At 62.8% G+C, this 24,345-nt stretch carries 26 protein-coding genes; 16 read left to right on the top strand and 10 right to left on the bottom strand.

Going from position 1 to position 24,345, the window contains the following annotated elements; all coding sequences use genetic code 11:
• Positions 1-26 precede the first annotated feature (26 nt).
• From B0G38_RS04325 to B0G38_RS04300, 6 genes are all read left to right on the top strand, one after another.
• Positions 27-338, top strand: coding sequence for a DUF5956 family protein (locus B0G38_RS04325; RefSeq protein WP_264668313.1), 312 nt, complete (start codon positions 27-29; stop codon positions 336-338).
• Between the two features lie 547 nt (positions 339-885).
• Positions 886-1,020 carry a hypothetical protein gene (locus B0G38_RS04320; protein ID WP_264668312.1) on the top strand — a complete coding sequence of 45 codons (135 nt, stop codon included), beginning with the start codon at positions 886-888 and terminating at the stop codon, positions 1,018-1,020.
• Positions 1,021-2,006: 986 nt separating this feature from the next.
• A complete protein-coding gene (locus tag B0G38_RS04315) occupies positions 2,007-2,261 on the top strand; it encodes a hypothetical protein (protein WP_264668311.1) in 255 nt (84 codons plus the stop codon).
• A gap of 272 nt (positions 2,262-2,533) precedes the next feature.
• On the top strand, positions 2,534-3,085 hold the full coding sequence (locus B0G38_RS04310) for a Panacea domain-containing protein (RefSeq protein WP_264668310.1): 552 nt from the start codon (positions 2,534-2,536) through the stop codon (positions 3,083-3,085).
• Entirely contained in the window at positions 3,082-3,453 is a 372-nt protein-coding gene (locus tag B0G38_RS04305) for a type II toxin-antitoxin system death-on-curing family toxin (RefSeq protein WP_264668309.1), read from the top strand. The genes B0G38_RS04310 and B0G38_RS04305 overlap by 4 nt, the downstream gene beginning before the upstream one ends.
• 240 nt (positions 3,454-3,693) lie before the next feature.
• Positions 3,694-4,740: a phage head morphogenesis protein gene (locus tag B0G38_RS04300; RefSeq protein ID WP_264668308.1), complete on the top strand. Its 1,047-nt coding sequence runs from the start codon at positions 3,694-3,696 to the stop codon at positions 4,738-4,740.
• Here the strand turns inward: B0G38_RS04300 and B0G38_RS04295 are convergent.
• Positions 4,737-5,120 (bottom strand): hypothetical protein, encoded by a 384-nt coding sequence (locus B0G38_RS04295; RefSeq protein ID WP_264668307.1) that lies wholly within the window; start codon positions 5,118-5,120, stop codon positions 4,737-4,739. The genes B0G38_RS04300 and B0G38_RS04295 overlap by 4 nt on opposite strands.
• An 845-nt stretch (positions 5,121-5,965) precedes the next feature.
• Between B0G38_RS04295 and B0G38_RS04290 the strand changes: the two genes are divergently transcribed.
• The 3 genes from B0G38_RS04290 to B0G38_RS04280 all read left to right on the top strand — a co-directional run bounded on the left by B0G38_RS04290 (position 5,966) and on the right by B0G38_RS04280 (position 7,591).
• Positions 5,966-6,169 (top strand): cold-shock protein, encoded by a 204-nt coding sequence (locus B0G38_RS04290; protein WP_264668306.1) that lies wholly within the window; start codon positions 5,966-5,968, stop codon positions 6,167-6,169.
• Positions 6,170-6,341: 172 nt separating this feature from the next.
• The gene (locus B0G38_RS04285; protein WP_264668305.1) at positions 6,342-6,884 is read left to right on the top strand and encodes a hypothetical protein; all 543 of its coding nucleotides are present in this window, start codon (positions 6,342-6,344) and stop codon (positions 6,882-6,884) included.
• Positions 6,878-7,591, top strand: coding sequence for an RES family NAD+ phosphorylase (locus B0G38_RS04280; protein ID WP_264668304.1), 714 nt, complete (start codon positions 6,878-6,880; stop codon positions 7,589-7,591). The genes B0G38_RS04285 and B0G38_RS04280 overlap by 7 nt, the downstream gene beginning before the upstream one ends.
• 180 nt (positions 7,592-7,771) lie before the next feature.
• On the opposite strand, the gene B0G38_RS04275 is transcribed toward B0G38_RS04280, so the two are convergent.
• The gene (locus tag B0G38_RS04275) at positions 7,772-8,812 is read right to left on the bottom strand and encodes a GmrSD restriction endonuclease domain-containing protein (protein ID WP_264668303.1); all 1,041 of its coding nucleotides are present in this window, start codon (positions 8,810-8,812) and stop codon (positions 7,772-7,774) included.
• A 78-nt stretch (positions 8,813-8,890) separates the two neighbouring features.
• Positions 8,891-9,823 (bottom strand): excalibur calcium-binding domain-containing protein, encoded by a 933-nt coding sequence (locus B0G38_RS04270; protein WP_264668302.1) that lies wholly within the window; start codon positions 9,821-9,823, stop codon positions 8,891-8,893.
• Between the two features lie 439 nt (positions 9,824-10,262).
• On the opposite strand from B0G38_RS04270, the gene B0G38_RS04265 reads away from it, so the two are divergent.
• From B0G38_RS04265 to B0G38_RS04240, 6 genes are all read left to right on the top strand, one after another.
• Positions 10,263-10,517, top strand: coding sequence for a hypothetical protein (locus B0G38_RS04265; protein ID WP_264668301.1), 255 nt, complete (start codon positions 10,263-10,265; stop codon positions 10,515-10,517).
• A 320-nt stretch (positions 10,518-10,837) separates the two neighbouring features.
• Positions 10,838-10,993 carry a hypothetical protein gene (locus tag B0G38_RS04260; RefSeq protein ID WP_264668300.1) on the top strand — a complete coding sequence of 52 codons (156 nt, stop codon included), beginning with the start codon at positions 10,838-10,840 and terminating at the stop codon, positions 10,991-10,993.
• On the top strand, positions 10,990-11,274 hold the full coding sequence (locus tag B0G38_RS04255; RefSeq protein WP_264668299.1) for a hypothetical protein: 285 nt from the start codon (positions 10,990-10,992) through the stop codon (positions 11,272-11,274). The genes B0G38_RS04260 and B0G38_RS04255 overlap by 4 nt, the downstream gene beginning before the upstream one ends.
• 75 nt (positions 11,275-11,349) lie before the next feature.
• Positions 11,350-12,180, top strand: coding sequence for a hypothetical protein (locus B0G38_RS04250; RefSeq protein ID WP_264668298.1), 831 nt, complete (start codon positions 11,350-11,352; stop codon positions 12,178-12,180).
• Between the two features lie 1,721 nt (positions 12,181-13,901).
• Positions 13,902-16,340: a type IV secretory system conjugative DNA transfer family protein gene (locus tag B0G38_RS04245; RefSeq protein ID WP_264668297.1), complete on the top strand. Its 2,439-nt coding sequence runs from the start codon at positions 13,902-13,904 to the stop codon at positions 16,338-16,340.
• A complete protein-coding gene (locus B0G38_RS04240; protein WP_264668296.1) occupies positions 16,340-17,761 on the top strand; it encodes a hypothetical protein in 1,422 nt (473 codons plus the stop codon). Before B0G38_RS04245 ends, B0G38_RS04240 begins: the two co-directional genes overlap by 1 nt.
• Positions 17,762-18,010: 249 nt before the next feature.
• On the opposite strand, the gene B0G38_RS04235 is transcribed toward B0G38_RS04240, so the two are convergent.
• From B0G38_RS04235 to B0G38_RS04220, 4 genes are all read right to left on the bottom strand, one after another.
• Positions 18,011-19,375 carry a dihydrolipoyl dehydrogenase family protein gene (locus tag B0G38_RS04235; RefSeq protein ID WP_264668295.1) on the bottom strand — a complete coding sequence of 455 codons (1,365 nt, stop codon included), beginning with the start codon at positions 19,373-19,375 and terminating at the stop codon, positions 18,011-18,013.
• An 89-nt stretch (positions 19,376-19,464) separates the two neighbouring features.
• Positions 19,465-20,130 (bottom strand): organomercurial lyase MerB, encoded by a 666-nt coding sequence (merB, locus tag B0G38_RS04230; RefSeq protein ID WP_264668294.1) that lies wholly within the window; start codon positions 20,128-20,130, stop codon positions 19,465-19,467.
• 38 nt (positions 20,131-20,168) lie between these two features.
• On the bottom strand, positions 20,169-21,611 hold the full coding sequence (gene merA, locus B0G38_RS04225) for a mercury(II) reductase (RefSeq protein WP_264668293.1): 1,443 nt from the start codon (positions 21,609-21,611) through the stop codon (positions 20,169-20,171).
• A gap of 128 nt (positions 21,612-21,739) precedes the next feature.
• Positions 21,740-21,904, bottom strand: a complete 165-nt coding sequence (locus B0G38_RS04220; protein WP_264668292.1) for a hypothetical protein — start codon at positions 21,902-21,904, stop codon at positions 21,740-21,742.
• 357 nt (positions 21,905-22,261) lie between these two features.
• Here B0G38_RS04220 and B0G38_RS04215 point away from each other — a divergent pair, with 357 nt between their 5' ends.
• Positions 22,262-22,651 (top strand): heavy metal-responsive transcriptional regulator, encoded by a 390-nt coding sequence (locus B0G38_RS04215; protein ID WP_264668291.1) that lies wholly within the window; start codon positions 22,262-22,264, stop codon positions 22,649-22,651.
• Positions 22,652-22,658: 7 nt separating this feature from the next.
• On the opposite strand, the gene B0G38_RS04210 is transcribed toward B0G38_RS04215, so the two are convergent.
• The 3 genes from B0G38_RS04210 to B0G38_RS04195 form a co-directional block, all read right to left on the bottom strand.
• Positions 22,659-22,862 carry a hypothetical protein gene (locus tag B0G38_RS04210; RefSeq protein ID WP_264668566.1) on the bottom strand — a complete coding sequence of 68 codons (204 nt, stop codon included), beginning with the start codon at positions 22,860-22,862 and terminating at the stop codon, positions 22,659-22,661.
• A 266-nt stretch (positions 22,863-23,128) separates the two neighbouring features.
• Entirely contained in the window at positions 23,129-23,788 is a 660-nt protein-coding gene (locus B0G38_RS04200) for an arsenate reductase/protein-tyrosine-phosphatase family protein (RefSeq protein WP_264668290.1), read from the bottom strand.
• Between the two features lie 81 nt (positions 23,789-23,869).
• Complete coding sequence (locus B0G38_RS04195; protein ID WP_264668550.1) at positions 23,870-24,262, bottom strand: arsenate-mycothiol transferase ArsC; 393 nt, start codon at positions 24,260-24,262, stop codon at positions 23,870-23,872.
• Between the last annotated feature and the right edge of the window lie 83 nt (positions 24,263-24,345).

The raw sequence follows: 24,345 nt of genomic DNA, 5'->3' as shown, positions 1-24,345 counted from the left end.
CCAGCTGAAGGGCTCGGATTCCCGCAATGAGTCCAACAAACTGGGACGGGGTTCCCGACGGCGCCCGCAGCAGCGAATGGGCCGAGGTACCCGAAACCGGGCGAGGCATGCTCGCCGCATGGGCAGCCGGCACCGAAAACATCTGCAAGCTGCCCGCCGATGACACCGGCAGGGAAATGCGGGTCACGATCGAAACCGGCGGTGTCACCGAAACACGCACTGAACCGTTCACGGTGAATGACCGTCAGATAGTGGACAAGTGCATCGAGGACTACCTGCGTGCCGCCGGCGTACCGGTGCCACCTCGGGGAACTGCGGCACTGTGGAAAATGGCTTGAAGTGAGTTGGCTTGGGGAGGCCTGACTTCAGGCCATTTCGCCTTTTCGGGCCAAGCCCAGGCAAGCTCTTCGGGAACGCTCCGAAGCCCGCCTGTCAGCGGACCACGCGCGCGTCGGCGGGGAGGGCCGGCCGGACATTCGCGGAATGGAACAGCAGCTTCACGCCGGGATGGGCCTGACCCGACGCGATGTACTCCTCGAGCGCGTCGGCGGTATGGGGCCGCTTGGCGTGGTTGTCCAGTACACAGAAGTAGCAAGACGTTCAAGGATTCCCCCAACTGGAATTAGAATGATTCACCAAAGGTCTGGCATTCGGTGTTGTTTCCTCGGCAGCGGTCGGTGCCCTGACCCTAATCGACCCGGCCAGGCTTCAAGATGCCGGACGCACCGCGGTCCGTGCCGCTATGGCTGGGCTGACTGGTTGGACCGTCGCGGTCTCCGTACCGGGCGACAGCCCGTTCTCGTATCCTTGAGAGCGGCCGTCGGGCTGACTGCCGCCGGTGCCATCTTCGCCTTGGCCGACAAATCCGACAGGCTGGACACACGCATGGTCCAGGCACTCCGCTCGGCGGGTACCCGTCACCCGCGTTGGTGGCTGGCGGCCGGCGCCACGGCGCTCATGTTCGGTTCCTACCTGCTGGACCGGGCCACGAGGTCCGAGCCGGAATACCTATCCACCTGAGCGGGTGCGGCCCGTGAGCCCGGCCGTACGCAGCCTGATCGAAGGCATCCTGAGGGCTGCAGACGTTTCGGGGGCCGACCCCTGCTCGTGCAGCTGGACGACGCGCAGGAGATCTATAGGGACGAAGAGTCGCCTCGACGGCTCAGTTCCTGGTGTCGGACGAGGCGCCCCGGCACCGCTATCTGAAGGCAAAACCCGGGACCGACTTTCACGGGGCTGAGGCCGAAGCCAGGGCCATGGCAGATGAAGCATACGAAGCGGCAGGGAAGAAGTTTCACTACGAATCAGAGCGGCTCGAATCCGTGGCCCGCCAGGCCGACGCCATGGCCCGCGTAGTCACCCGCAAGAAGTAGGAAATGGCAGGAGCAATCAATCTGGCACTATTCAGCAAGGGCATTGAAGCAGCACAGGCAGCCGTTTGAAGAGTGCGGGTTGGAACGCGGGCCGATCACGGACAGCATCACCGGCGAACGGTCAGGCCAGCAGATCGGCAAGGGCGGAGGATGAGACTTCCAAGTGTTCCAACACAGCACGCGGGTAGCAGTCATCCGATACTTCGTGTCTACTGGCAAGCTGCCCCGCGACTGGTATGACCTGAATACAGAGCTTGGGACCCGCTTGACTCTGCTCTCGACCCCGCTCTATGAGGTTCAGGGAGTCGTGCCGGAATCCGTGTACGCCGCCCTGTCTTTCGTGGGAGCGTGAAACGTGGACTCAGAAGACGGCCTTGCGCCCACAAGCGGGCTTGGCGCCACACCAGCCGGCTAGCCTAGCTCGTCAGCCAATGTCTCATGGTCGTAATAGTAATCCTTCAACTCTTGTTCCGCTTGGCGGTCAGCCACGGAAAACTCCTGTCCGGCGTCTGGAGTGTCCTTCGGGTCTTTCTCATCAGATGTCATGACGCAAGCATAGCGACCAGTAAAAGTTCTCGGCACTGGTTTCGGTAAACGATTCACATACCCAGAGGCAAGGCATACGCTACCTTCATGGCAAACAATTTCAAGCTGAACAAGGCTGGCATGAAGAAGCTTGAGCAAGAGGCGGCGCGCAGGCTCAAACCACAGAGCGACGAGCAGATACAGGACATTGTGCGCGGCGTCAGGGATGGCATGAACCGTCAGCCCTCGAGCAAGGTGTATGCAGAGCTGGTGAAGCGCGTGAGGGCGGCTGGCTTCGAGCCGAACACCCGCAACCTGCAAGTCGTAGCCCGTGAAATTGAAACGGGAACACTCAAAGATTAGGCGTCAGAATGACGCTGGTCCTCAGTGCCATACATTTGCGGTGAGTAAACGGTGGATTGGAGGCTGACAGAGACAATCCGCCCTCCAATCCCCCTACTGCATGGCTGGATAACCTGATAGGACCTGCGATTGGTGTCTTAGCAGCCCGTGAACTCGAGCAGCTCCGCCTGCTTGTACCACAGCTGTCCCACATTCCCGTAGAATGTATGCATCCCCTGTGGATAAACCTGTTGACGAAGCAATCCGATTAGAGAATGAATGAGGTGATTCCGATGACGTCAGCAATCTCAATCCTTGCCTACATTCGGGAGAACTTCGACACTCTCGGGCTGCTACAACGGCAGAAGCTTCTGTATTACGCGCAGGCATGGCACACCGTATGGCATGGCACCCCGCTCTTTAGCGAGCCTATCGAGGCGTGGGTTAATGGCCCAGTAACCCCCAAGGCATGGCGTGCTGACAAGACTTGGAGCAGCGCAATTTCCGCGTCTGCCGAAGATCTTACTGACGCCGAAAAGGCGACGGTCAATGCCGTCGTGTCGTTCTATGGACAGCTGAACGGCTCCCAGTTGAGCGAGCTCTCCCACAGTGAGAATCCGTGGCGTGAAGCCTACGTTGAGGTATCTCCAATAATGCGTGGATCGGTAGAGATCCGCCCGTCGGATATGCGAACGTACTACTCACTTCTCGCAATCGAGAAGGGGAGCCGGCCCGCTAAACCTCAGCTACCCATGGCTGATTTCGGTGAGGCGGATCTGGACTCGGTTATCGACGCGGAACTGGACCGCTGGGACGGACTGCTGCGAATCCTGGCTGATCGGTGATTCGCTACCTGTCCACTGGGCAGGTCGTGAAGATCCACAACCGGATTATCGACTGCCCCGTGCACTCGATGGATGCGTTAGAGTCGGCAGTTCATAAACCGAAGACCAGCTTCGGCGGTGCAGAGTTGTACGAAACCTTGCCGCAGAAGGCTGGGGCACTGATGTCCGGGCTGGCCATGAATCATGCTTTCCTCGACGGGAACAAGAGGGCGGCATGGGCCTCTACCCAAATCTTCTTGGCAGCTAACGAGTCACCGATTTATAAGATCGATGACCTTCAGGGCGTCGACTTCGTCCTGAAGGTCATCACCGATCGGCTCGAAGTGGATGAGATCGCTGCATGGTTGGCCTACCGCTTCCAAAAATAGGCCGAAATCCAAGGATAGTCACATCATGCACATTGAATACGGGTAGATCCTAGGCTGGGCTAAGCATGCCGCGCACAAATCGGGAACGGCTTGGTATCGCCGCTGAATAAGGGCAGGATTGCAGCGCAACATGGCTCTAGTCGTGACCTGCGGAGAGTAAAAATATGGCTAAGCATTTCAATTCTTCCAGCAGTGGAAACCCGGAAGCAGTCAGCAGGACGTGCCATTGACACTGGATGAATGGCGATCACACCTGAAACACGCCGGCTGTCTGATGATGCGCGGGCAGCGCTGCTCCGGATTTCAGACGAGCACATCCCTCAGCTCGCGGAAGCGTGGGTGAACGCTTGGGACGAGATCGGGCCAGAACTCGCGGATTCCATCCTGCTGCTGGCCGCCGATGCCAAGGACGGACGCGTTTCCTGCGCACAGGTTCAGCGCAGCCGGCGCCTCACTGCCGCACTGGCGCTGATACAGGAGCGCATAGGCGAACTAGCAGACAGTGTCGGGGTCATCCTTGAGCCGAACCTGTCCACGGCCGCCACGACGGGCCACGCAGCGCAGACGGCGATGATCGGTTCGCAGCTGCCTGCAGTTAGTGCCAGACTAGTCACGGACAAGTTGACCGCCGCACCCATCGACGCGATGGTGGCCAGAACTCTGGAGCAGATCCACAAGGGCACCCGCCCACTCGCTGACGAAGTCGTGCGGATCATGAAAACCGAGCTGGTCCGCGGCATCGCCGTGGGCGACAACCCGAAGACCACGGCAAGGCGCATTGTTCGCCGGGCAGAGGGCCGCTTCAACGGAGGTCTCACCCGGGCAGCGATGATCGCACGCAACGAAGTCCTGGACATGCACCGGGCTGGCGCCAAACTGTCCGACGAAGCCAACGCGGACGTCATGGCGGGATGGCGCTGGTCAGCGTCCCAAACAGCGCGCACGTGCCCCAGCTGCCTAGCCAACCATGGGTCCCTGCACCCGATCACCGAGCCAGGACCGCTCGATCATCACCAAGGCCGATGCGCCCGGGTGCCCGTCACCAAGTCGTGGAAGGAACTCGGGTTCGACGTTGCCGACTCCAAGGACACGTTCCCCGATGCTCAGGAATGGTCCGGTAACCTGACACTGGACACGCAGAAGACCATCATGGGTAAGGACCGGCTCGACCTGCTCAACAGCGGCAAGATCCGGTGGGCTGACCTAACGACGCGCAGCAAAAACGAGGGATGGCGCGACTCGATGACCATCACACCCGTCAAAGTTTTGCAGCAGCGGGCCGGCTAGGCAGTTTTGATGGATAGCTTTTTTACCAGACCTGCAACAAGAGCCAACAGGCCGGTCACGAAACCGAACATGCCCAGAAGCATCAACAGCGCAACGGACGTCGGGATAAACAGGAAGAACAGGACGATACTCACAGGCAGGGCGATCACCGCGTAGATGAGTGGCGTGCTGCCAGGTTTGCGGCCGTCCTCCCTGTAGACGAACAAAGCCACCGTGAGTGCAGCAGCCGCGGCGATCAGCAGAAGGATGAACGCAGTGATGACGAAGGTGCCAGCTGAGCCTCCTGCATCACTTCCCACGAAATACAGGACGACCGCTAAAAGCAGTGTCGCCAGCGCCGTGAGCGCGGAAGTCTTGAATAAGTTCCCCTGATTATTCATGAGCCCATCTAAACACCGGACAATGACATTCTGCCGTTCTCGGTGGGTACGCGGTGGATTCGTTACCCAACCGTACTGATGCATCCCCGCATTACGGCCAGAGTACGCCCGTCCGTGGATTGAAGCCCGAGATTCGGGAGTTCGCAGTGGCCGTACCAACCTCCTAGCGTGTCGCCTTTCACGGCACATAATCTGTTCGAGTCGATCCCAACGCATGCCAGCACTCACTCTGCTATTGGGCACGGGACGGCAGGCCCGGCCGGTTATTCGTTCCCGGCCGGGTCCTTAAGATGCAAAAAGAGCCCGTCGGCATGGGGATGCGGTCGGGCTCTTCCTGTATGAGGTTGTCGGCCATCGATTCAAGGGAATGGGCCGACGGCTGCCCTCCGGTTACGGATGGGCCGGGTGCGGGCAACATTGCTCATCCTCGCACGTCAAACGCTTGATCCCAAATTAGTGCGCGGAGAGGCGGAAAGCGCCCTCGAGAACGTTGTTTCCGTTACCGTATGAGTGCCCGTGGCGATCGACCTACTGCTGAACGGCGGTGAGTCTCTGGAGTCTTGATCAGATCGCGTCATCATCCAATCGTTACTGGGCAGGACTTCCACTCGGCAACGGCACCGGCAACGGGTGGAGTCCTAAGTTCCGGAGGTGCCCCGGTTCATGAACTACCTTGGCGGCCACGGGCGGGCGCCGCTTGCAGCGCAGCGCCCGCCCTCTAATGACCCAAATCAGCAGGCGTTTCATGCTTGCCGACGACACACATTACCGCCTACCGTTTCACCTAGGCAGCGGGAACGGTGTTTGCATATGGAACACGCGAAGCAGGCCTAGAAGGAAGCAACATGGCAACTGGCACTGTGAAATGGTTCAACTCGGAAAAGGGCTTCGGCTTCATCGCCCCGGATAACGGAGGCGAGGATCTTTTCGCTCACTTCTCCGGCATCTCCGGCGGCGGCTACAAATCCCTCGAAGAAGGCCAGAAGGTCGAATTCGAAACGACCCAGGGCCAGAAGGGCCTGCAGGCGGTCGACATCCGCCCTCTCTAGGACAAACAAGTGCCCGGGCGCGGCTGGCAGTAGTCAGCTCCGCCCGGGCATTTTTGTGCCTGGACATGCATGCGGACAGCCCTGAGCCTTGCCCTCTACATGCAGGGCACGACTGTTCTCCTGCTGTTTCCTGAACTAGACTAGAATGCAGGAAACACAGGAAGGAGCGGCCGTGAACACCGAAATCCACCACCGGGAAGACCAGCTGGGAGCAGATTCAGCCGCGCTGCAGGCTGCGCTCGTGAACCTGCACCGCAGCATGGAGGCCATCCGCCCCGCTCTCGCCTCACTCCCACTGCCGGTCAGCCCCGAAGTCGTCGCCGGCATGCAGTCGACGGAAAACTCGTGGCGCGCTATTGAGGCCGAGTTCGGCATGCTCACCGGAAGCCAGGTCGGCGAACTGCTCGGTTCCCGAGCCACCGGACGCAGCTCCTACGCCTTGGACAAACGGAAGGCCGGCCAGCTCATCGGCGTCCGGCGCCGCAACGCTGTGGTCTACCCGGGCTTCCAGTTCGACCAGGATGCCGGCCGGATCCGGGAAGCCATCCCCGGGCTGATCAGCGTCATCCGGGAACACGGGCGCACCGACGAAGACCTCGCCCAGTGGATGTGCGACCCCAGCGGCTACCTGGACGGTGACCGCCCCGTCGATTACCTGGACGAGCCCGAGCAGGTTCTGGCCGCGGCCGAAGGCCACTACGGGGTCGAGTGGTGACCTCGAAGGATCTATGGAGTCAGCTTGAGGACCAGGCCAATCCGTCCTACGACCAAATCTTGGAGCAGCAGCGCGGGGAGCGGCTTGAGAAGTTTCGACGCGGGGAAGTAGAAGCCCAGCAGTGGATCCTGCCCTCCGGATCACACTTGTACCGGCTGTTCGCCAACCGGCCCAAGCGCCACGCCAACACCTTCAACCCGGGAAGGGGCAAGCCCACCCGTTTCGCCTTCTTCGGCGATCCGCCCGTGCCCACGCTCTACGCCGCCCAAACCGATGAAGCGGCGGTGTGCGAAACGCTGCTGCACGACGTTCCGATTTCCGGCGGCGCCCTGCGGCCCGGCGACTACGAGGACAAAGTGATGGGCCGCCTGCTGCCGCGCCGGGAGCTGCGGCTGGCCTCCTTCATGGGAACCGGGCTGCGCACCCTGGGCGTCGAGGCCAGTAACCTCACGGGGACCGAGGCCGACCGCTACCGGGAAACCGTGCTGTGGGCCGCCGCCGCACATGCCCGACCGGAAGGATTCGACGGCCTGGTCTGGATGAGCAGGCAATGCAACACCGACAGGGCGTACATGTTCTTCGGCGACCGGGTGAGCGAAGACGACCTGGTTATCGACAGCGGGTTCGCCAGGGTTTTCGCCCTGCCGGCCGACTACGCGTGGCTGCACCGGTTCTGCGCTCCCCTGAACGTGGAAGTGCGGCGCTAGCCGGCCCTCGGGTCCGTGCCGTCGGGCCGCATGCTTGGAGCCGTCCTTGCCCGGGGCGTACCGGCGCCTGCTCGTCCATAGGGCGTCGCCGTACATTTTCAGCTTCTCGCGATAGTTCGGCCGAAGGTTCCCCCTGGCTGCATCCCCGGAATCTGGCCGGAGGGCAACTGCAAACAGGGGCTACTCGCAGCCAACCCCGTCACCATCTCTGTCGAACTTTGTATCCCATCCAGGATCCCCGGCCCGTATGGGGGCAGCCCCGGCGGCTCGCACCGCAGAACAGTTCTGGTAGAAAGGGTTCGCCCCGGTCGCCTGCTTAGGGGCAGCGGCTTCCTGCGGTGGGGCCGGCGCTTGGGCTTCAGGTGCAGGCTCGGCAGCGACAGGCACACTTACTCCCCCGTCATCTGCACGCACAGGCTGGTCCGGACACGAAGCGATAAGAATCCTGCGGATCGCGTCGTGCTCCGCCTGCGTCATCCATAGCCCGTATTTGGCTTTCACAGCCGTCTGCAGACCCACGTATTCGCACCGGAATGACTTATTCGGCGGCAGCCAAGTGGCAGCGTCACCGTCCCCCTTGGAGCCGTTGGTTGGCCCATCGACGGCCAACAAATTTAGAGGGTCATTGCCGAACGCCTCACGTTGATTCGGCGCTAACTGCTGAGCGCCTTTCTGCCAAGCATCGGAGAGAGCTACAACATGGTCAATCTGCACCTCGGTACTCGTGGCGTTGCCGCGAACGAAGTTGATCGTCGTTGCTGTGAAGGGATCAGCAAGGACACCAGAAGTAACGACACAGCCCTGAGTTCCTGGCTTGTGCGCCTTATCCGTAAGGTCACGGTTGAGCATATCGTTGCGTGCATCGCAGCCATTGCGGTCAGGGTCCTTCCATCCGTTGCCAAACAAGTCGCGGTCATAACCGGTTTTCGGTGCACGCCCCTTGATCGGAACCGTTTCCAGTTGGGCAAGAACAGTACCTGCCGATGCCACCGGTTTTGCGGGCTCTTCGGAAGGAGTCGGTTCCTGGATATTCGTCGGCGCGACATCCTCGGCTACCGGCGACGGCGTGGTGGCCGATACGGAAGGAGCCGGCGATGCGGATTGTGTGCTTTCGACTACTGGCGGCGTTGCATTGACCGCTTGCGGTTCGCAAGCGGTGGCAGCCAGCAGGACAAGGGCAGCGGCGAATGACGTTACGAAGCCATTTCGGAGGTTGATCATGATGGGAGTGCTTTCTTATGCTGCTGCCTCCCGATGGCTATTGCACATCAGGAGGCAGCTACTTGAACGGTAGGCAGGTCAGCCGTTATCGCAGCCGATTCCGTCCCCGTCGCGGTCAAGGTGGGACCCATAGCCAGGTTGCCCGGCGTAAACGGGGGCCGCTCCAGCCGCCCGAGCGGCTGAACAGTTCTCAAATCCGCCAGCAGGTGCTGCAGGGGCTGGTGCGGGAGCAGGTACGAACGGCTCTGCTTCCTGCTGTGCCTGCTCTTCAGCTAGCCTTCGGGCTTCTTCAGCCTGGCGGTCGGCCTCGGCCTGCCGCTCGGCCTCAGCTTGCCGGTCAGCTTCTTCCTGAGCCTTCTTCTCAGCCGCTTCCTTCTTCGCTGCTTCTTCGTTGGCCTTCTTCTCAGCCGCTTCCTTCTTCGCTGCCTCTTCCTCGGCCTTCTTCTCAGCAGCGGCCTTCTTCGCCGCTTCTTCCTTCGCCTTTAGCTCTGCTGCCTCTGCTGCGCGGTCAGCAACGATCGTGTCGTGCGAATCCCGATCCATCCACACGAGGACTCCGTCCTCGTCCTCAGTGCAGAAGAAGATTTCCGATTGGAATCCGCGCCGCATATCTTCGTCGTCGCAGGAGGTCAAGGCAATGCTGCTGGCACTCGGCGACGGAGTCGCCGTCGCCGTTGCGAATGGCTCGTCTTCATTGACCGCTGTGGCTGAAGTACCGGAAATAGCTAGCCCGACGACAAGAACAACAACCCCGCTCCAAATGGTCGTCTTCGCGCCCTTTCGATTTTGCAATCCAATCCAGGACCTGCGTTTGAAGATCAGCGCAAAGAGCCCGGTAATGAGGGAAATAATGCCCAGCAGAGTAAGGAATACGCCGAATCCCCCTAACCCGGCGGCAAAGGAAAACAGGACCAACAGGAGGAAGAGGATGCTCGCGGTAATCCAGAAGGATGCCGTCGGAACCCACTTCCTATACTGAATTTGGGCAGGATGAGACTGATGGCCTGACATTTTTCCCCCAGCTAAGGCGCGGATGATGAAGCGTTTAGACGCTAGGCAAATCCTAGCATCGGGCCACTCAAACTGGTACAGCGCATGCGGGAATAGTACCTGAGGTGTGTGGTGCTATTTGCTCTTATGAGCGGCCTGACCCTCTCCACCAATTTCCCTAGGCGATGGGATTGGAAAGCCGACGCCAGCGCCTAAGAGTGATAGTTAAATTTCGCCCCGAGTGTTGCCATAGCCCAAATGAAACAACGGACTCGGGCCGTACGGTTGCCGTGCTATCCCTGGGACACTCAGGTCGCGATTGTCGGGCTGCTGTGGAAAGGACATGACCTGGCCAACCGCCTTCAGCAAATTAGACGCTCTCTCCATAGATGCCTACTTGCGCATTCTTATCTGTAGGTTTAGTAGGGTTAGGCACCTACTGCAGAAGGAACGTACCAGCATGAAGTTTGACCCCTCGATTTCGGACAAGATCGCGGCCGGCCAGTTGACGGCCAGGAAACTGGGACGCGGCATCACGGCTGTCGAGGACGGCACGGTGATCATGGGTGAGCTGCGAGAGCTAAGGTTCAGCGACCTGCGGACCCAGGGCAAGAGCGCCGGCACCTTCAGCGTCGATTTGATGATCGGCAACTTCAGGGTCAGCGTCACCTCCGTTGACGAAGTTTGGGTGACCAAGGAACCCGTAAGCGCTTAGAGCAAAGAGTGGCCTGTGGCCGGCAGCTGACACGATTAGATGTGGGCCACAGGTGTCACTCAGCCTCACATACTCCGGTACTTGGCCGAAAGGAGAGCTGAAGGGTCTCGCCTCCGGCAATCTGGCGACAGACTGTGGCCAGAGTTAATATGGCGCCGTCGGCCAATTGCCGCCATGAGCGGCACGTACTGCCGATCCCGTTTGTACCAAAATGAGGGACCGGGATCGGTGAAGCTCCGGCCGGGGCTTGATGTTGCCAGTCTCATCAGATGCAACATTTCGAGTTTATCTCGAACCGAACGGCAAACGCCGATTCCACCGTGACGTTCATTCATTGGACCGTCGGCATACTCACCGCGGGCTCAGGATTCCTGGGACTCATTCTGCCGTCCGATGAGTCATCAACCGTGCAGCTGATCGCGATGCTTATTGTCATGGCCTCGGTGCCGGCATCTTCGTCGCGGCGCCGCATGTGAAGGCGAAGGCAATCGTCACGGCAGATGAGGTAGCACTCTCCAGCTCAGGCTTCCGCACCCGGATCTTCCTCGGCGATAATGAGTCCATCGACCGGTCCTACTTTCCGACCCTCGGGTACGGGTACCGACATCTGGGCAAAGACCACCGAGGCTTCATTGCCTGCGGCCCGCAGGCGCGGATCCTCCTGCACTCCGGGAATCAGTACGAGGTCAGCGTCGAATCCGTGGACGACTTTCGCTCGGGGGTCAGCGCGGCCAAGAACGGAAACACCCGGCGGTAGCCGCTGTCAAAGAGGATGCTGTGATGGGACCTACCGGTTGCGCCACGGGAGTCTACAATCCAAGGCATGGGGAAAATGAGCCGGATTGAGCTCGCGATGCTTGGCATCCTGGCCGTCGCGGTTGCCGTTGCACTTGCATTGGGTCTGATCTGGCTGACCGGCCCGGACGACTCGGCGAATAACCAGGCGGCGCAAACATCGGTCAAGGCTCCGACCTCGCCGCCTCCCGCTGCATCAGCTACAGAGAAGAACGAGACCCCGACGCCCGAGGAGTCCCAGCTGGCTGCCCGACCCGAGCTGCAAACGCCGGCTCCCGCTCCACCAGCAGAGCAACAGCCTGAACAATTTCAGCCGCCGCTCCCCACGCCGAATGCGCCGCAGCCTGGTTCCGCTCCTTTCGAGGAGCCTGCCGCTCCGGCTGATGATCCGGACCCGCTTGAGTATGACGACTGGCCGGAGCTTTCATGCCCGGCCGGTCAGGCAACCCTGATCCTGGAAGACGTCAATGTGATCGCCGAAGGCGACTCGGAAGCCACACGGATGGTGGAAGTCTCCGGGCATCTGACCAATGACACCGTTGCCGCCGTCGAAGCCTACCTTTGGAATTCGGTAGCCGTCATTGGAATCGACCGTGACGGTGAACGCGCAGCCGAATTCCGGCCCGAGTACAAGTACAAGACCGCGCCAGGTGAGCTGCGGCCATTCCACATCTCGCTTAAGCCCGGGGCCACACTGCAGTTTGATTCGCCCTACGACGTCTATTCGGACGAGTGGGAGTCGATCACGCACTGGATGCTCGATCCGATTTCCACCGACCCCACCCTGCAGTTCACCGAAGATAGCTTTTGCGATGCGCCGGTGATGCTGACGGGAGAACCTGTCCCCGCCGGCAGCCACCTGCCCTAAGCCATCCGGCAGGCCGGCGGTAGCCGCAAGCCCAGGCCAAGCGAACGCGCGGGCCGGACGACGGCGATAGCCGCAGGACCGAGTACGGAAACCGAACGGGAGCTACGGCCGGGCCATCGGGAAATTTTTGTCAGCCGAATGCAGCGGTGGCCCATATGTTAAGAGGGTTCGGCGCTGGCGCGCCTCACCCGAAAGCGAACCGTTCCGTGTTGCTGTCCGGGTCCCGATGCGTTCACCTTGGTGTCGTGTCGTCTTCGTCTCGGTTGTCCTTTGTGGTGAACTGGCGGCTGCGCCGCCGGGTCTCCTTCGCTTTGGTCGCTGGCGCTCCCGTCGCTTTGGTGACCCCGTGCATCGTGACGCCTCCCCTGCATGGTGACGTTCCGCTTTCCAGCCCGCTGCGCGGGCGGTCCCGCTTCGTTTCCCTTTTCGTTTCACTCCCCGGTTTGCTGTGCGTATGACGTGCGGCTGCGCCGCATGGATGCTTCTTGGTTGCTTTGGCTCCTTGCTGGCCGTGCCTGTTGTTGTCTCGGGCTTCGCGTTGATTCGGGCAGCGGCCTGCTGCGCAACTAGCGGAGCCTCTTTGTGCAGAGAGTGTCTGCACGATTGGCGTGGCTCTATTTGTCCAGACGGTGTCTGGACTATTGGCGTCCTTCTCGAATTGTCCAGAGAACTTTGGACCATTGGGTGATCCCGAAGGTGCCACGGCTTGTGGCACTTTTAGTGCCCCGATTAGTGCAACGGCTTGTTGCACTCTTGATGGGGAATCTCCCGCAGCCTGTGGGACATTTGCGCCGCACGTAGTGCGGTGCTTCATGGTGTCTTGCGGCTTCGCCGCAGGGTGGGTGCCTAGCCGGGTGTTGCTGCAGGTCCCTGGCCTGCTCGTGGTGGATGCCGCTGCGCGGCAGGGGACGCTGTTCGTTCCCTTATCGTCTGGCTGAACGTTGGCTGGTCGCTGTGCAGGGCTCCGCCCTGCCGGAGAGGATGCTGCTTGATGGGCAGCCTATCCGTCATCCGGGTCGCAGACCGGTCCGGTCGTCGATGAGACGACCCCGCTCCTTCATGGCCGAAGGCCACATCTCCCAAGTGCACATTCATGCACAAGCTGACCACTGCCCCGTGCAATACTGCACCCTCTTCATCGACCCCGTCTTGGCCGACACGCACCCCCGCCAGGACGCACGGCACGGAGCGTTGCGCAGCAACCGACAGCCGGGCGGCCGGACACCAACCCACACATCAAGGCCGCTTGCGGCCGGACCCACCGACTCCCGCGGCGCAGCCGCCCTTACGGTCCTGAGCTTCTGCGAAGCAAAGGTCAGGGGCAGGCGATGATTCATCATTGTCCTGGCGTAGCCGTACAGATAAGCTTCATGCTTTACAGGGTGCCCAGCTGCAGGCTGGACGATTGACAGGTTGTACAACTGGGAGAAAATCCCGGACAAAGTCCGCGCCAACCCCTCCGCCCGCCGCCCCGGCCGCACACACAAGATCAGATACCCAAGATGACCAGGCCGGGACCGCCCCCGGCAAGGTGAAGTAGGTCCTCGCGGCCGCTGCACGTGATGACAGAGAAATGCCTACTGAAGGGGTCGGGAGCCGCCGATAACCGGCTTCCGGGGATTTGCAGGGTCCGTATCCGAAATCTCAGCGGATTTCAGGCCGCAAATCACCGGTCCTGGGCCTGAGTGCCACGGGAGCGTCGTCTACGCATGTTCAAGGGTATGGAACAGCGCATTTTCCGGATGGCCCGCGCCGGCGGGATCGACACCAATCCGACCACCTTCATGCAGCGGGCGAACACCTTCGCCTCGGCCGCAACCCAGTACGGCACGACGACGCTGCTGACCCGGCGGGAGAAGTCCGGGCTCAACGGATACGTGATCATGCCGGCCGAAGCCGCCCGGTCGAAAGCGGCCCTGGCGCTGGCGCACACGGTGGGCGCGAAGTCCGAGGAGACGCAGCTGCCGGAGGATCTGGGCGACACCCCGGTCATCGGAACGCTGACCTTCCGCCCGTCGCCGGTGCTGCGCGAAACCCAGAACGGCATCGACCCGTCCGAGTTCCCGAAGCTGCTGGCCAACACGATGCCCGAGGGCTCCTGGGTCGCCGCGTCCATCCGCAAGCCGTCCGGCAAGGAGCGCAAGCACCACACCAAGTGGCACAACTACCGGCTGGGCAACGCCAACCCGCAGCACCACTCCTACTCGCCGAGCGCGATCATGATCTCGGTGACCGCCGGTGGCGCCAGCCAGGACGAAGTCCGCGCGCTGCTGGGCCAGTTCACCTCCGGCATGCCGGGCTTCGACCTGGACACCGACGTGCGCTTCCCAAAGACGAAGCACAGCTCCTGGCTCGGCGTCCCGGCCGGCCTGCTGCTCGCGGCCGCGACCATCTTCGGCCTGCCGCAGATCCCGCTCGGCCTGCCCGCCTCCACGGCTCCGTCGTTGTTCGCCGTCGCCGGGCTCCTGCTCATCACCGGCATCGCCGGGCTCACCGGCCGGATGCGCTCCCCCGAGGTGAAGCTGCGCGCCAAACTATCGGCCGCCGGGTTCCCGCCGCCGCCGCACCGCAGGAGGAAACCGCGGCCGCCGCACAAGGAAGAGACGATCAAGCGGACCATCAACGAGGGCGGCGAGAAGAAGACCATCGAGAAACACATCAAGGCGTTCGACGGCGACTACCCGTTCGCCCCCGATGTGTTCCTGGTCGGCCCCACCGTCATCGTCGGGATGGTCTCCCCGCACGCCGGCGCCATCTCCGGCGAGACAGTCTCGCGCGAACGCGCCACCCCGCCGGCAATGCTGCAGGGCATCGGTCCGCTCATCGGCACCAACCAGGACGGTAGCGCGTATCTCTCCGCGCCTGCGCAATTATTTGGTACGGCTATCGTCGGCAAACCCGGGTCAGGGAAGAGCGTGGTTACCCGCACATTGTTCGGCTGGAACTGCCTGGAGCGCGTGGCACCGTGCGGCCGGCCCGGCTACCCCGGGCGCAACAACACGCTCATCGCGTTCGAGTCAAAAGGCGACGGCGTCGCAAAATACCAAGCTTGGGCGCACAACATGGGCGACCGCACGCTCGTCATCGACGTCGCCGACCCGGACACCCCGGGCATCGACCTGTTCGCCGTCCCCGGCAGCAACGAAGAGAAGGCGCTCTTCTTCACCAACGCGATGACCTACACATTCGGCAAAGACGCCATCGGCTACCGCTCGTCCACCACCCTGAAGGCGGTGCTCACCGCGGCGCTGGCCGTCAACGACGAACTCATCGAATCCATCGAAGGCCGCGACCCGGCAGTCATCCGCACCGGCATGTCGCCGATGTACTACGCCTACCTGCTGCTCGCCGGCCGCTCCGACAAAGTCGGCGTCGAACTCGCCGAAGGCATCAAGGCGCGCTCAGTGAAGCTGCGCGAACGCGGCAACCCCGACCCGGTCATCGAAGCCGGCTGGGCCGCCATCGCGTTCCTATACGACGGCACCACCCCGTCGAAACGTGCCGGCCTGGTCGAAGCCCCGTTCTCCAAGATCGAGGACCTGCTCGCCCTCGAACAGTGGTGGTCGCCCTCGCGCCGTAAGGTCACCTGGGACCAGATCATCGAAGGCCACAAGTCGGTCATCATCAACACCGGCACGTCCGCTACCGGCGCCGTCCTGGACGACTCCGTCAACCACGCCATCTCGTCGCTGCTGATGTTCTCGCTGCAGAACGCACTCAAGCGCCTGACCTCCGGCTGGCTCGAACAGCAGCGGTACGTGACCATCTTCGCCGACGAACTTTCACTGCTCTCCGGCTCCAGCCCCGAGGTGATCGGATGGATCCGCGACCAGGGCCGCTCCTACGGCATCCGCGCCATCCTGGCGACGCAGCGGCCCGAGCAGCTGGGCCCGCAGCTGCGCTCCAACTTCCTCACCTACGCGACACTGATCTCGTTCTCCCAGACCGACGTCGGCACCGCCCAGGAGATCGCCGCCAACCTCGGCGGCCACGGCGAATGGACGCAGGAAGACATCCAGTTCCTCGAACCCTTCCACGTCGTCATCCGCTCCGAAGTCGACCAGAAGCGGCAGTCAGCATTCATCGTGAAGCTGCCCAACTTCGAAGCGAACATGGCCTCCTACCCGGCGGCCCAGGGATACACGGAGGCGGCAGCCTGATGACCACCACTGCCCTCGACGGGCGCAAAGTTTCCGCCGTTGCACCGTTCCGCCGCGAACCCGAAGGCGTACTGCACGCGGAGATGATTCCTTCGGCCTGTCCCGATCCCAAGCTGGCTGCCGACATGCGCCGCGATCCGTACTGGGACCGCCTCTGGGCTCCCGGCTCGCAAGCGGTTTGGACGACTGCAGCGATGGCACGTCAGCGCGCCGGTGATGCGACCGCCGGTCTTCGCAAAGAGATGCAGCTGAACCAGGATGAGGCTTTGGAAAAGCTGATGCACGGCTACAACTGGAAGGAGAAGCTCGCCTGTTGGGCCGTGCTTGATTCTTGGCGCACGGTCACCGCCGAGCAGATGGCAGCCATCACCGGGCGCAGCTACCTCGCGGATGAGAACGGCTCCACCGTTGCCGCTTCCTTCGCCCTCGGGCTGATGGACATTGGCACTTTCCGTGACCCACTGGCCATCCGGACCTCCCGGCGCGGCGCACTTTACCGGCCGGCCCACCCGGACGCCTTCGAGAACCTCATCCGCCCCCGGCTGACCTGGCCCGAGGAACTCTCCGTTACCGGCGGCACCGAATGGTCGAACGTCGGACTGCACGACCGGCACAACGTGCTGGCCACCGAGCTGTGCCTGCGCGCAGCCGAGTATCTGCCTTTGGGCGCGGTGCTCGGGGAGAAGTACGCGACCGTCGATCTGCTGGCCGGTTCGGGCCTCGGCAAGAAACTGCCGGAGACCTATCAGCGCCGCGCGGACGGCGTCCTGGTACGCGCGGACGGACTGCGCATCGCGGTCGAACTCACCGCGACCACCGGCGACTCGTTCAAGAACAAGGTCCGCAAGTGGGCGCAGCTGATGACCGAACGGCCGCTGGAAACCTCCGGCCTGACCGTCCTGTTCGTCGCCGCACCGCACCCGGACCGCACGGCCGGAGGCAAGGACCCGCGCGCCGGCATCTACCGCACCCTGGCCGAAGTACTGCGCTCCTTCCCCGGCACCGGCGAAGACTCCCCGGCCTCACGCATCGGCGTCGCCAACTGGGAGGAATGGTTTCCCGGCAGGCACCTGATGAGCGAAGCCTTCTTCACGCTGCGCGCCGACTTCGCCCTCAACGACGCCAAAGGCCCAGGCAAGTGGGCATCCCGCGAACTGCTCGGCGACTACCCCTTCACGCCCTGGGAAACCTTCGACGCCACCGCAGTCATCGAGAACGCCCCGTTGCTCGCGGCAACCCCGTATTGGATGCGCAACGGCGACCACACGCGGCTGATCGGATCCCCGTCCTCCCGTGCCGGGTCACGCCTGGTGCACAAGTCCCCGGCACGTCCCGAGAAGACCAAGGGCCGGGCATTGGGCGAAGCGGTCGGCGCCGCAGGCAAGGCCAAGCTGCCGGAGCGGCTGCGCATCACCGGGTAGGGCTGTCCTCCCGCTTTTCGGCGAGCATGGGCCTGATGACCAGGCCGTGCAAGGAAGAAGCACATCCTGAGGCCCCACGAGTTCCGATCCAAGTGGCCGTGCCGTGCCGTAACTTGTGGCACCTGAACCGGTGTCTGCCCGGCAGGCTGCCGGCTGCGTCTTCGATCCTGTTGCCTACACCAGTCCCTTCCCCCTCGATGTGTACCCGCTCGTACCTGCGGCGGCCACACCGCAGGTACGGAAGGGAAGTCAGAGGTCCAGTTTTTCCAGGGCAGCGTGGTAGGCCTCGTGGTAGGTGGGGAATTGTGCGACCTGGTCCAGGAGGGTGTCGACGGGTATCTGGGCCCGGATGGCCAGGGAAGCCTGATGGATCCATTCGCCGGCCATCGGCCCGACTGCCCAGGCGCCGATGAGGATTTTCCGGTCCGGATCGGCCAGCAGGCCTAAGTGTCCGCGCGGATCTTTCTCGTAGGTCCAGGGCCGGGCGATGGCGTTGGCGAGGTCCAGCTCGGCCGAGGCAACCCGGTGTCCGCGTTGTTGTGCCTGGCGGACGGTCAGCCCGGCGGCAGCGATTTCGGGGTCGGCGAACACTACACGCGGTATGCCGTCATAGGTGGCGGCACGGGGCTGGCCGAGAATGGCGTCGGCGGCGATTCTTCCCTGGTATTTGGCCACGTGGGTGAACGGCATGATGCCTGTGACGTCCCCGATGGCCCAGATGTTCTCCGCGGCGCGGCAGTTCTCATCGACCAGCACTTCGCCGCGATCCCCCAGACTGATTCCGGAATGTTCAAAGCCCAGGCCTTCGGTGCGTGGCTTTCGACCGGTGCCGAAGATCACGACGTCGGCGGCGACTTCGCCGCCATCTTCGCCGTCCGCTTTCTTGAGTCTGATGATGCTGTCTGCGCCCTCGTGCCTGGCGTGGGCAGCGGTTGCGCCGAGGCGGACGCTGACGCCGGCTTCCTGAAGGTAGGTGTGGGCCAGTTCCCCGACGCGAGGATCTTCCCGGTCGATCAGCCGCTGTCCGCGGTGGACCAGTGTGACTTTGACGCCGAAGCGTGCCAGGAACGTCGCGGTTTCAACCCCGACCGCGCTGCCGCCGATGATCACCGCCCGCCCGGGCAGGGTCGAGGCGGTGTAGGTCTCCCGGTTGGTCCATGCGGTGATCTGTTCGATGCCTTCCAGGGGAGGTATCACCGCGTCGGCCCCGGTGGCGATGATGATGTGCTCGGCGGTGATGTCCCGGCCTCCGGCGCGGATCCGGCGCGGCCCGGTCAGCCGTGCCTCTTCCTTGACGACCTCCGCCCCGTGCTTCGCATAACCGTCCACCTGGGCTTTGTCGTCCAGGTTCCGGATCATGTGGTCCCGGTATTTAGCCGATTCTTCCCAGTCCAGTTCGGCGCCGCTGACGCCGGCGGCTTTTTGTACCTCCGCGCGTGCCTCCGGCGGCCGCAGGACCGTTTTGGACGGGATGCAGGCCCAGTATGCGCACTCCCCGCCGATCAGTTCCCGCTCGAAGATGACGACTTTCTTTCCTGCCTTCAGCAGGCGGTCTGCGGCGACCTCACCGCCGGGACCCATGCCAAGTACGGCAACATCGAAATGTTCGTTCACGGTGATCTCCTTCAGATTGGCTTGATCTTTCGGGTTCTTCTCGTCAAACGTCTTTTCGGCGCATACTGTGGTGCCCGGGGTGCGCCTTGTCAGCAGTTGCAGTTGTGCACCCGGTTCCCTGGTTTTCGGGTGATTTGCGCTTCGCTTTCGGCGAGCATTTTTCCGGCCATGTCCGAAGCGAGCCGGTACGCGTCCTTCACGGGGATCACGGTGCCCTCGGGATGGGCCCTGAGCCAAGGTTCGGCTTCTGAGGGTGAGGCGAAGAAATGGACCTGGTTGCAGAAAGAAGTGCGCACAGAACTGATGTCGTTCGGCTTGATCAGGGACACGACTGCGGTGGCCGGTTCAACATCGGTGACCCCGGAGCTGCCGGCATGCAGACGCACGGGGGTGCTGGCGGAGTCATAGGCGGATTCGATCCGTGCGGAGGCGCCCAGAAGGGTAGGGAAGATCAGGGTGTCCAGCGCGCACCAGGTGTAGAGCTGTTCGCCGTCCACTTCGAAGCGGTGCCTGGTCGGGCGCTGGGTCAATCCCATGCCGACGATCCGGCCTGATCCGTCGTACTCGGCATCGGTCATAGCCGCAAGGGCGGCCCGGACGTCCGCGGCGGGCCGCCCGGTGGCAGTGGTGAGGTCACTCACATCGACCGAATCGCCCAGTGAGACGAGTTTCAGCAGCGGCAGCCACAGCCAGGGCTGCATGCCGGTTTCGGCGGAGGCGAGGCGGTCGGTGACCTGGCTGACGTTGTTCGGCATCGTTGTTTCCTTCAGATGGGGATTGGGGCCTTCTGCGGTCAGGAGGCGCAGCAGGAGAGTTTGGAGACGTCGGTGGTGAAGGATTGCGCGGCGATTTTGATCCCTTCGGCCATGGTCAGGTACGGGGACCAGAGGTTCGCGACCTGCTCCACAGTCATGCCGGCTTCCAGGATGTACACCCCGGCAGCTGCCAGATCCCCGGCTTCCTTGCCGACTGCGGTGATCCCGACAATGCGGCCGGCGCTGTTCTCGGCGACGATTTTGATGAAACCGCGGGTGTCCCGGTTCACCAGTGCACGCGGAACGTATTCCAGGGGCAGGACCCGGCATTCACACCGGATGCCCGCTTCATTCGCCTCCTTGTCGGTCATGCCGACCGCGGCCAGCGCCGGGCTGGTGAACGTCACCCGGGGCAGGTGCCGGTAGTCGACCCGGCGGCCAGCGTTGTTGAAAGCGTTCTCCACCATCAGGGTCCCGTGGGCGGACGCTACGTAAACGAATTCCCGGTGCCCGGTCACATCCCCTGCGGCCCAGATCCTGGGATTGGAGCTGGCCAGGGTGTTCTCGACCAGGATCTGGCCGGTATCGCCGGTTTTAACGCCGACGGCGTCCAGATTCAACCCGTCAGTGACGGCGCGGCGCCCGGTGGCCACCATCAGCTTCGCGGCCCGGAACTCCTCCTGGCCCCCAGCCACCGTGGCGGTAACAGTCACTTCTGCCCCGGCGGGATCTGTCCGGACCGATGTCACGGCTGCGCGGCGGACCACACGGATGCCCTCGTCGGCGAAGACACCCATCAACGCGCGGGATGCTTCCGGTTCCTCGCGCGAGGCAAGCCGGGAGCGGACCAGCACGGTCACTTTTGATCCGAGGCGGGCAAAAAGCTGGGCCTGTTCCAGGGCAACGTACCCGCCGCCGAAGACGATCAGGGACTCGGGCACCTCATCCAGTTCCATGGCGGTGGTCGAGGTCAGGTAGTCAACCTCATCCAGTCCCGGCAACGGGGGCGCCCACGGGGCCGAACCGGTCGCGACCAGATAATGGGCAGCAGTCACGGAATCGCGGGCCCCGTCAGGTCCGTTGATCTCCAGGACCGGTTCCTCCGGGGTGCCGGCGAACACCGCGGTACCCTGACGCAGGTCCCACCCATACTCGGCGGCCAGATCCACGTACTTACCCGCGCGCATGCCCTCAACCAAAGAGCGTTTACCGTCGATCAGTGCGCCCATGTCCACCGGGGCGGCCGAAGTGCTGATCCCGGGGAATCTTCCGGATGCGTCCAACGCGACGTGCCGGGCTTCGGCGGCGGCCAGCAGGGCCTTGGAGGGAACGCAGCCGGTGTTCACACAGGTCCCGCCCACCGTGGAGCGTTCGATCATCACGACCCGCTTGCCCAGGTTGGTGGCCCGGATGGCGGCGGCGAAGGCACCGCCGCCGGAACCGATCACGGCCAAATCAAAATCCGGTGCTGCCTCAGGCATGAATCCTCCATCAAGTCTTGGATGAACAGCCCAAGGGCGTTCATGCGGTACGTGCTGGCCCCAGTCTGCACCTTCCCCTGCACTGGAAGGTCAAGAGCCGTAGGCGAATAGCTGGCTATTTTCCGCTGTTATGAAAGCGCTGTGTCCAGAAATGCCTCCAGGGCATCGGCCTTCATGGGCCGGGAGTCGGCCCGGCGCAGGACTTCACCGTCAGGTGCGACGACGACGGTGCTGTCCAGGGACATGGCGCCGGGGTCAGAACCAATGAAGTACGCCAGATAGGTTGGCAGCATCGCAAAACCCGCGAGGATTCACGTGGCAAGCATCCCGGTCAGAAACGCCAGACCCAAAACCGCCGTCATGCCTCCGGCCCCCCGCATCCTCAGCGACAGGGGCAGTGAGCCGGGAGAGCCGGGAGTGCGCCTGCTCCAGCGGTGAATGCCTTGTTGCAGCAGCACCTCCCGCAGACGGGCTGGTCCCCGGATGGGAACGGGTGCAACAATCCGCCCCCGGGCTGGCGCGGCACAGCGCCAGCAGGAGCAGGACCCCCGCGATAGGGGCAGCGGCGGCAATGAACCAAAGGTTTCCGCGGAAGCTTCCAGTAAGATGGAAGGGTTATGGACGCTTTTGGAACGAGATAAGGACCTGACATGCGAATCGGTGAAGCTGCGGCCGCTGTCGGTATGACAACCAAGACGATCAGGTTTTATGAGGACCGGGGGCTGCTCCCCCCGTCTGAACGCTCGGCCAACGGCTATCGTAACTACGCGCAAGACACCCTCAGCCGTCTTGAATTCATCCGCCGCAGCCAGATTGCGGGGCTGACCCTGGCGCAGATCCAGGGCATTCTGCGGGTCCGCGATAACGGCATAACGCCATGCAGCCACGTACGGGACGTCCTGGGGAAACAGCTGGTGGATCTGGACCAGCAAATCGCGGAACTCACCGCGCTGCGGGCGACCGTGGCCGAACACTATGCAAATGCTGAAGCAGCGGACCCGGAGTGTTGCGATGCGGAACAGATCTGCAGTTACGTCTGACCCATCTTCATGCGTGACCGCTTAGCGGTCTCGCGGCAGCCAGTGCCGTCTGCAGTTCCGCATCGCCTGGCTCCACGGCCCGGAAGACCTCCCTGCCGACGGCGTTCCAGGCCACCTTCAATGACGTTGTAGGCAACGGTGAATTGCGCGAGGCGCCGGCCTTTGCGTGTGAGCCGTTCGCTTCCTGCTCGGAGCGTCCTTCCGCGCTCATCAAGCTCTCCTTCCGGGTTCCATATTTCGGACACAGCGCGACCTTGTTCCCGGTTGCGGCGGGCAACGCTTCGGCGGAGGCCAGAGTATTCATCAGCTCCGGGCGGCTGAGTAGAACACGCAGCAATCCCCCCTCGCGGGATCGCAGACGTTGATTGCATGCGGGCCAAACCCAGAAAAACTGACAGGCATCAGTCGGCACCTGTGCGGTGGTCACCTGCCCGAATGGCCGGACAGGTGACCACGGACGTCAGCTCGATGCATCGCTCAGGGCCCGGCTTCGGTGGAGAGACTGGCTAGGAGCTTTTTGACGCGTTGGTCGAGCTGGTCCCTGATGGTGAGTACATCCTGCAGGGTCCCACCTTCGGGGTCCTCGATTTTCCTGTCTTCGTACCGTTTCCCCGGGTAGATGGGGCAGGCGTCGCCGCAGCCCATGGTCACCACGACGTCTGCGGCGCGGACAACGTCATCGGTCAAGGGTTTCGGAAACTCGTGTTCGAGGTTGATGCCGAGGTCGTTCATGGCGGCGGTGACGTTGGGCAGGAGGTGCTCGGCGGGCATGGAGCCGGCCGAACGGACGTTGACGGTTTCTCCGGCGTGGTGTTTGAGCAGTGCTGCGGCCATTTGGGACCGGCCTGCGTTCTGCACGCAGACGAAGAGTACTTCGGGCTTGCCGCTGGGGCGGGTTCCCTGCGAGTGGGCCAGGGCAGTGAGCCGGTCGTAGGCGAAGTGCCGGGTGATGGAGGGCAGGTAGGTTTTGATCCGGGCCGTCCGGGCCAGGGCGGTGTAGGACTCGAAGACGTAGCGGTCGACCATTTCAGCGGTGAAGACACCGTCGAACTTGACGGCGAGCTCTCTACTGATCCTGCCGAGGACGTGCTCGGCGTGGTTCAGGCCGTTGGCCCAAGTGCCGTGTTCGTTATCCATGCTGTTCTCCTGTGGCTCCGATGATTGCGCGTGCTGGGCGTGGGCTCGCTTAAGAGTGTCCCTGGGTGGAAGCCGGCCGATTCAGCCGCCGATGAGTTCGGCGTGGAGCGCCTTCACCCGTTGGCAGATGTCGTCGCGAACCAGGCGCATCCGCTCGATGCCTTCGATGCCGCGTTCGGAGGGCTCATCGATGTCCCAGTTCTGGTAACGCGTGCCCTCGGGTACCGTGACCTTCGCTTCGCTGCCGAGAGTCACGACGACGTCGGCCGCCCGCAGTGCTTCCTCGGTGACGGCTTTCGGCTTTTCGGCGCTGATGTCAATGCCGAGCTCGGCCAGGGATTCGGCCGAGAGCGCGTTGATGGCCTTGCCGGGTTTGGTACCGGCCGAGTGCACCTCAATGGTTCCGCGGGCGAGATCGCGCATCAGGCCCGCGGCCATCTGGGACTTGCCGCCGTTTTTCACGCAGATGAACAGGACACGGGTGCCGTGGGCATTTGCTGCTCCTTCTTCTCTGCAGGGCGCTCCTGGTCGGGCCGCAATGACGGGAACTGACCGCT

The sequence above is a fragment of the Crystallibacter permensis genome (assembly GCF_025960875.1).
GTDB lineage: Bacteria > Actinomycetota > Actinomycetes > Actinomycetales > Micrococcaceae > Crystallibacter > Crystallibacter permensis.
Note: the sequence above shows the minus strand (reverse complement) of the source record. Positions and strands in the feature narration are given on the sequence as shown.

Coding starts and splice junctions, on each gene's coding strand:
- B0G38_RS04325 (WP_264668313.1), top strand. CDS start 27: ATGAGTCCAACAAACTGGGACGGGGTTCCCGACGGCGCCCGCAGCAGC.
- B0G38_RS04320 (WP_264668312.1), top strand. CDS start 886: ATGGTCCAGGCACTCCGCTCGGCGGGTACCCGTCACCCGCGTTGGTGG.
- B0G38_RS04315 (WP_264668311.1), top strand. CDS start 2,007: ATGGCAAACAATTTCAAGCTGAACAAGGCTGGCATGAAGAAGCTTGAG.
- B0G38_RS04310 (WP_264668310.1), top strand. CDS start 2,534: ATGACGTCAGCAATCTCAATCCTTGCCTACATTCGGGAGAACTTCGAC.
- B0G38_RS04300 (WP_264668308.1), top strand. CDS start 3,694: ATGGCGATCACACCTGAAACACGCCGGCTGTCTGATGATGCGCGGGCA.
- B0G38_RS04295 (WP_264668307.1), bottom strand. CDS start 5,120: ATGAATAATCAGGGGAACTTATTCAAGACTTCCGCGCTCACGGCGCTG.
- B0G38_RS04290 (WP_264668306.1), top strand. CDS start 5,966: ATGGCAACTGGCACTGTGAAATGGTTCAACTCGGAAAAGGGCTTCGGC.
- B0G38_RS04275 (WP_264668303.1), bottom strand. CDS start 8,812: ATGATCAACCTCCGAAATGGCTTCGTAACGTCATTCGCCGCTGCCCTT.
- B0G38_RS04270 (WP_264668302.1), bottom strand. CDS start 9,823: ATGTCAGGCCATCAGTCTCATCCTGCCCAAATTCAGTATAGGAAGTGG.
- B0G38_RS04265 (WP_264668301.1), top strand. CDS start 10,263: ATGAAGTTTGACCCCTCGATTTCGGACAAGATCGCGGCCGGCCAGTTG.
- B0G38_RS04250 (WP_264668298.1), top strand. CDS start 11,350: ATGAGCCGGATTGAGCTCGCGATGCTTGGCATCCTGGCCGTCGCGGTT.
- B0G38_RS04245 (WP_264668297.1), top strand. CDS start 13,902: ATGGAACAGCGCATTTTCCGGATGGCCCGCGCCGGCGGGATCGACACC.
- B0G38_RS04240 (WP_264668296.1), top strand. CDS start 16,340: ATGACCACCACTGCCCTCGACGGGCGCAAAGTTTCCGCCGTTGCACCG.
- merB (WP_264668294.1), bottom strand. CDS start 20,130: ATGCCGAACAACGTCAGCCAGGTCACCGACCGCCTCGCCTCCGCCGAA.
- merA (WP_264668293.1), bottom strand. CDS start 21,611: ATGCCTGAGGCAGCACCGGATTTTGATTTGGCCGTGATCGGTTCCGGC.
- B0G38_RS04220 (WP_264668292.1), bottom strand. CDS start 21,904: ATGCTGCCAACCTATCTGGCGTACTTCATTGGTTCTGACCCCGGCGCC.
- B0G38_RS04215 (WP_264668291.1), top strand. CDS start 22,262: ATGCGAATCGGTGAAGCTGCGGCCGCTGTCGGTATGACAACCAAGACG.
- B0G38_RS04210 (WP_264668566.1), bottom strand. CDS start 22,862: ATGAGCGCGGAAGGACGCTCCGAGCAGGAAGCGAACGGCTCACACGCA.
- B0G38_RS04200 (WP_264668290.1), bottom strand. CDS start 23,788: ATGGATAACGAACACGGCACTTGGGCCAACGGCCTGAACCACGCCGAG.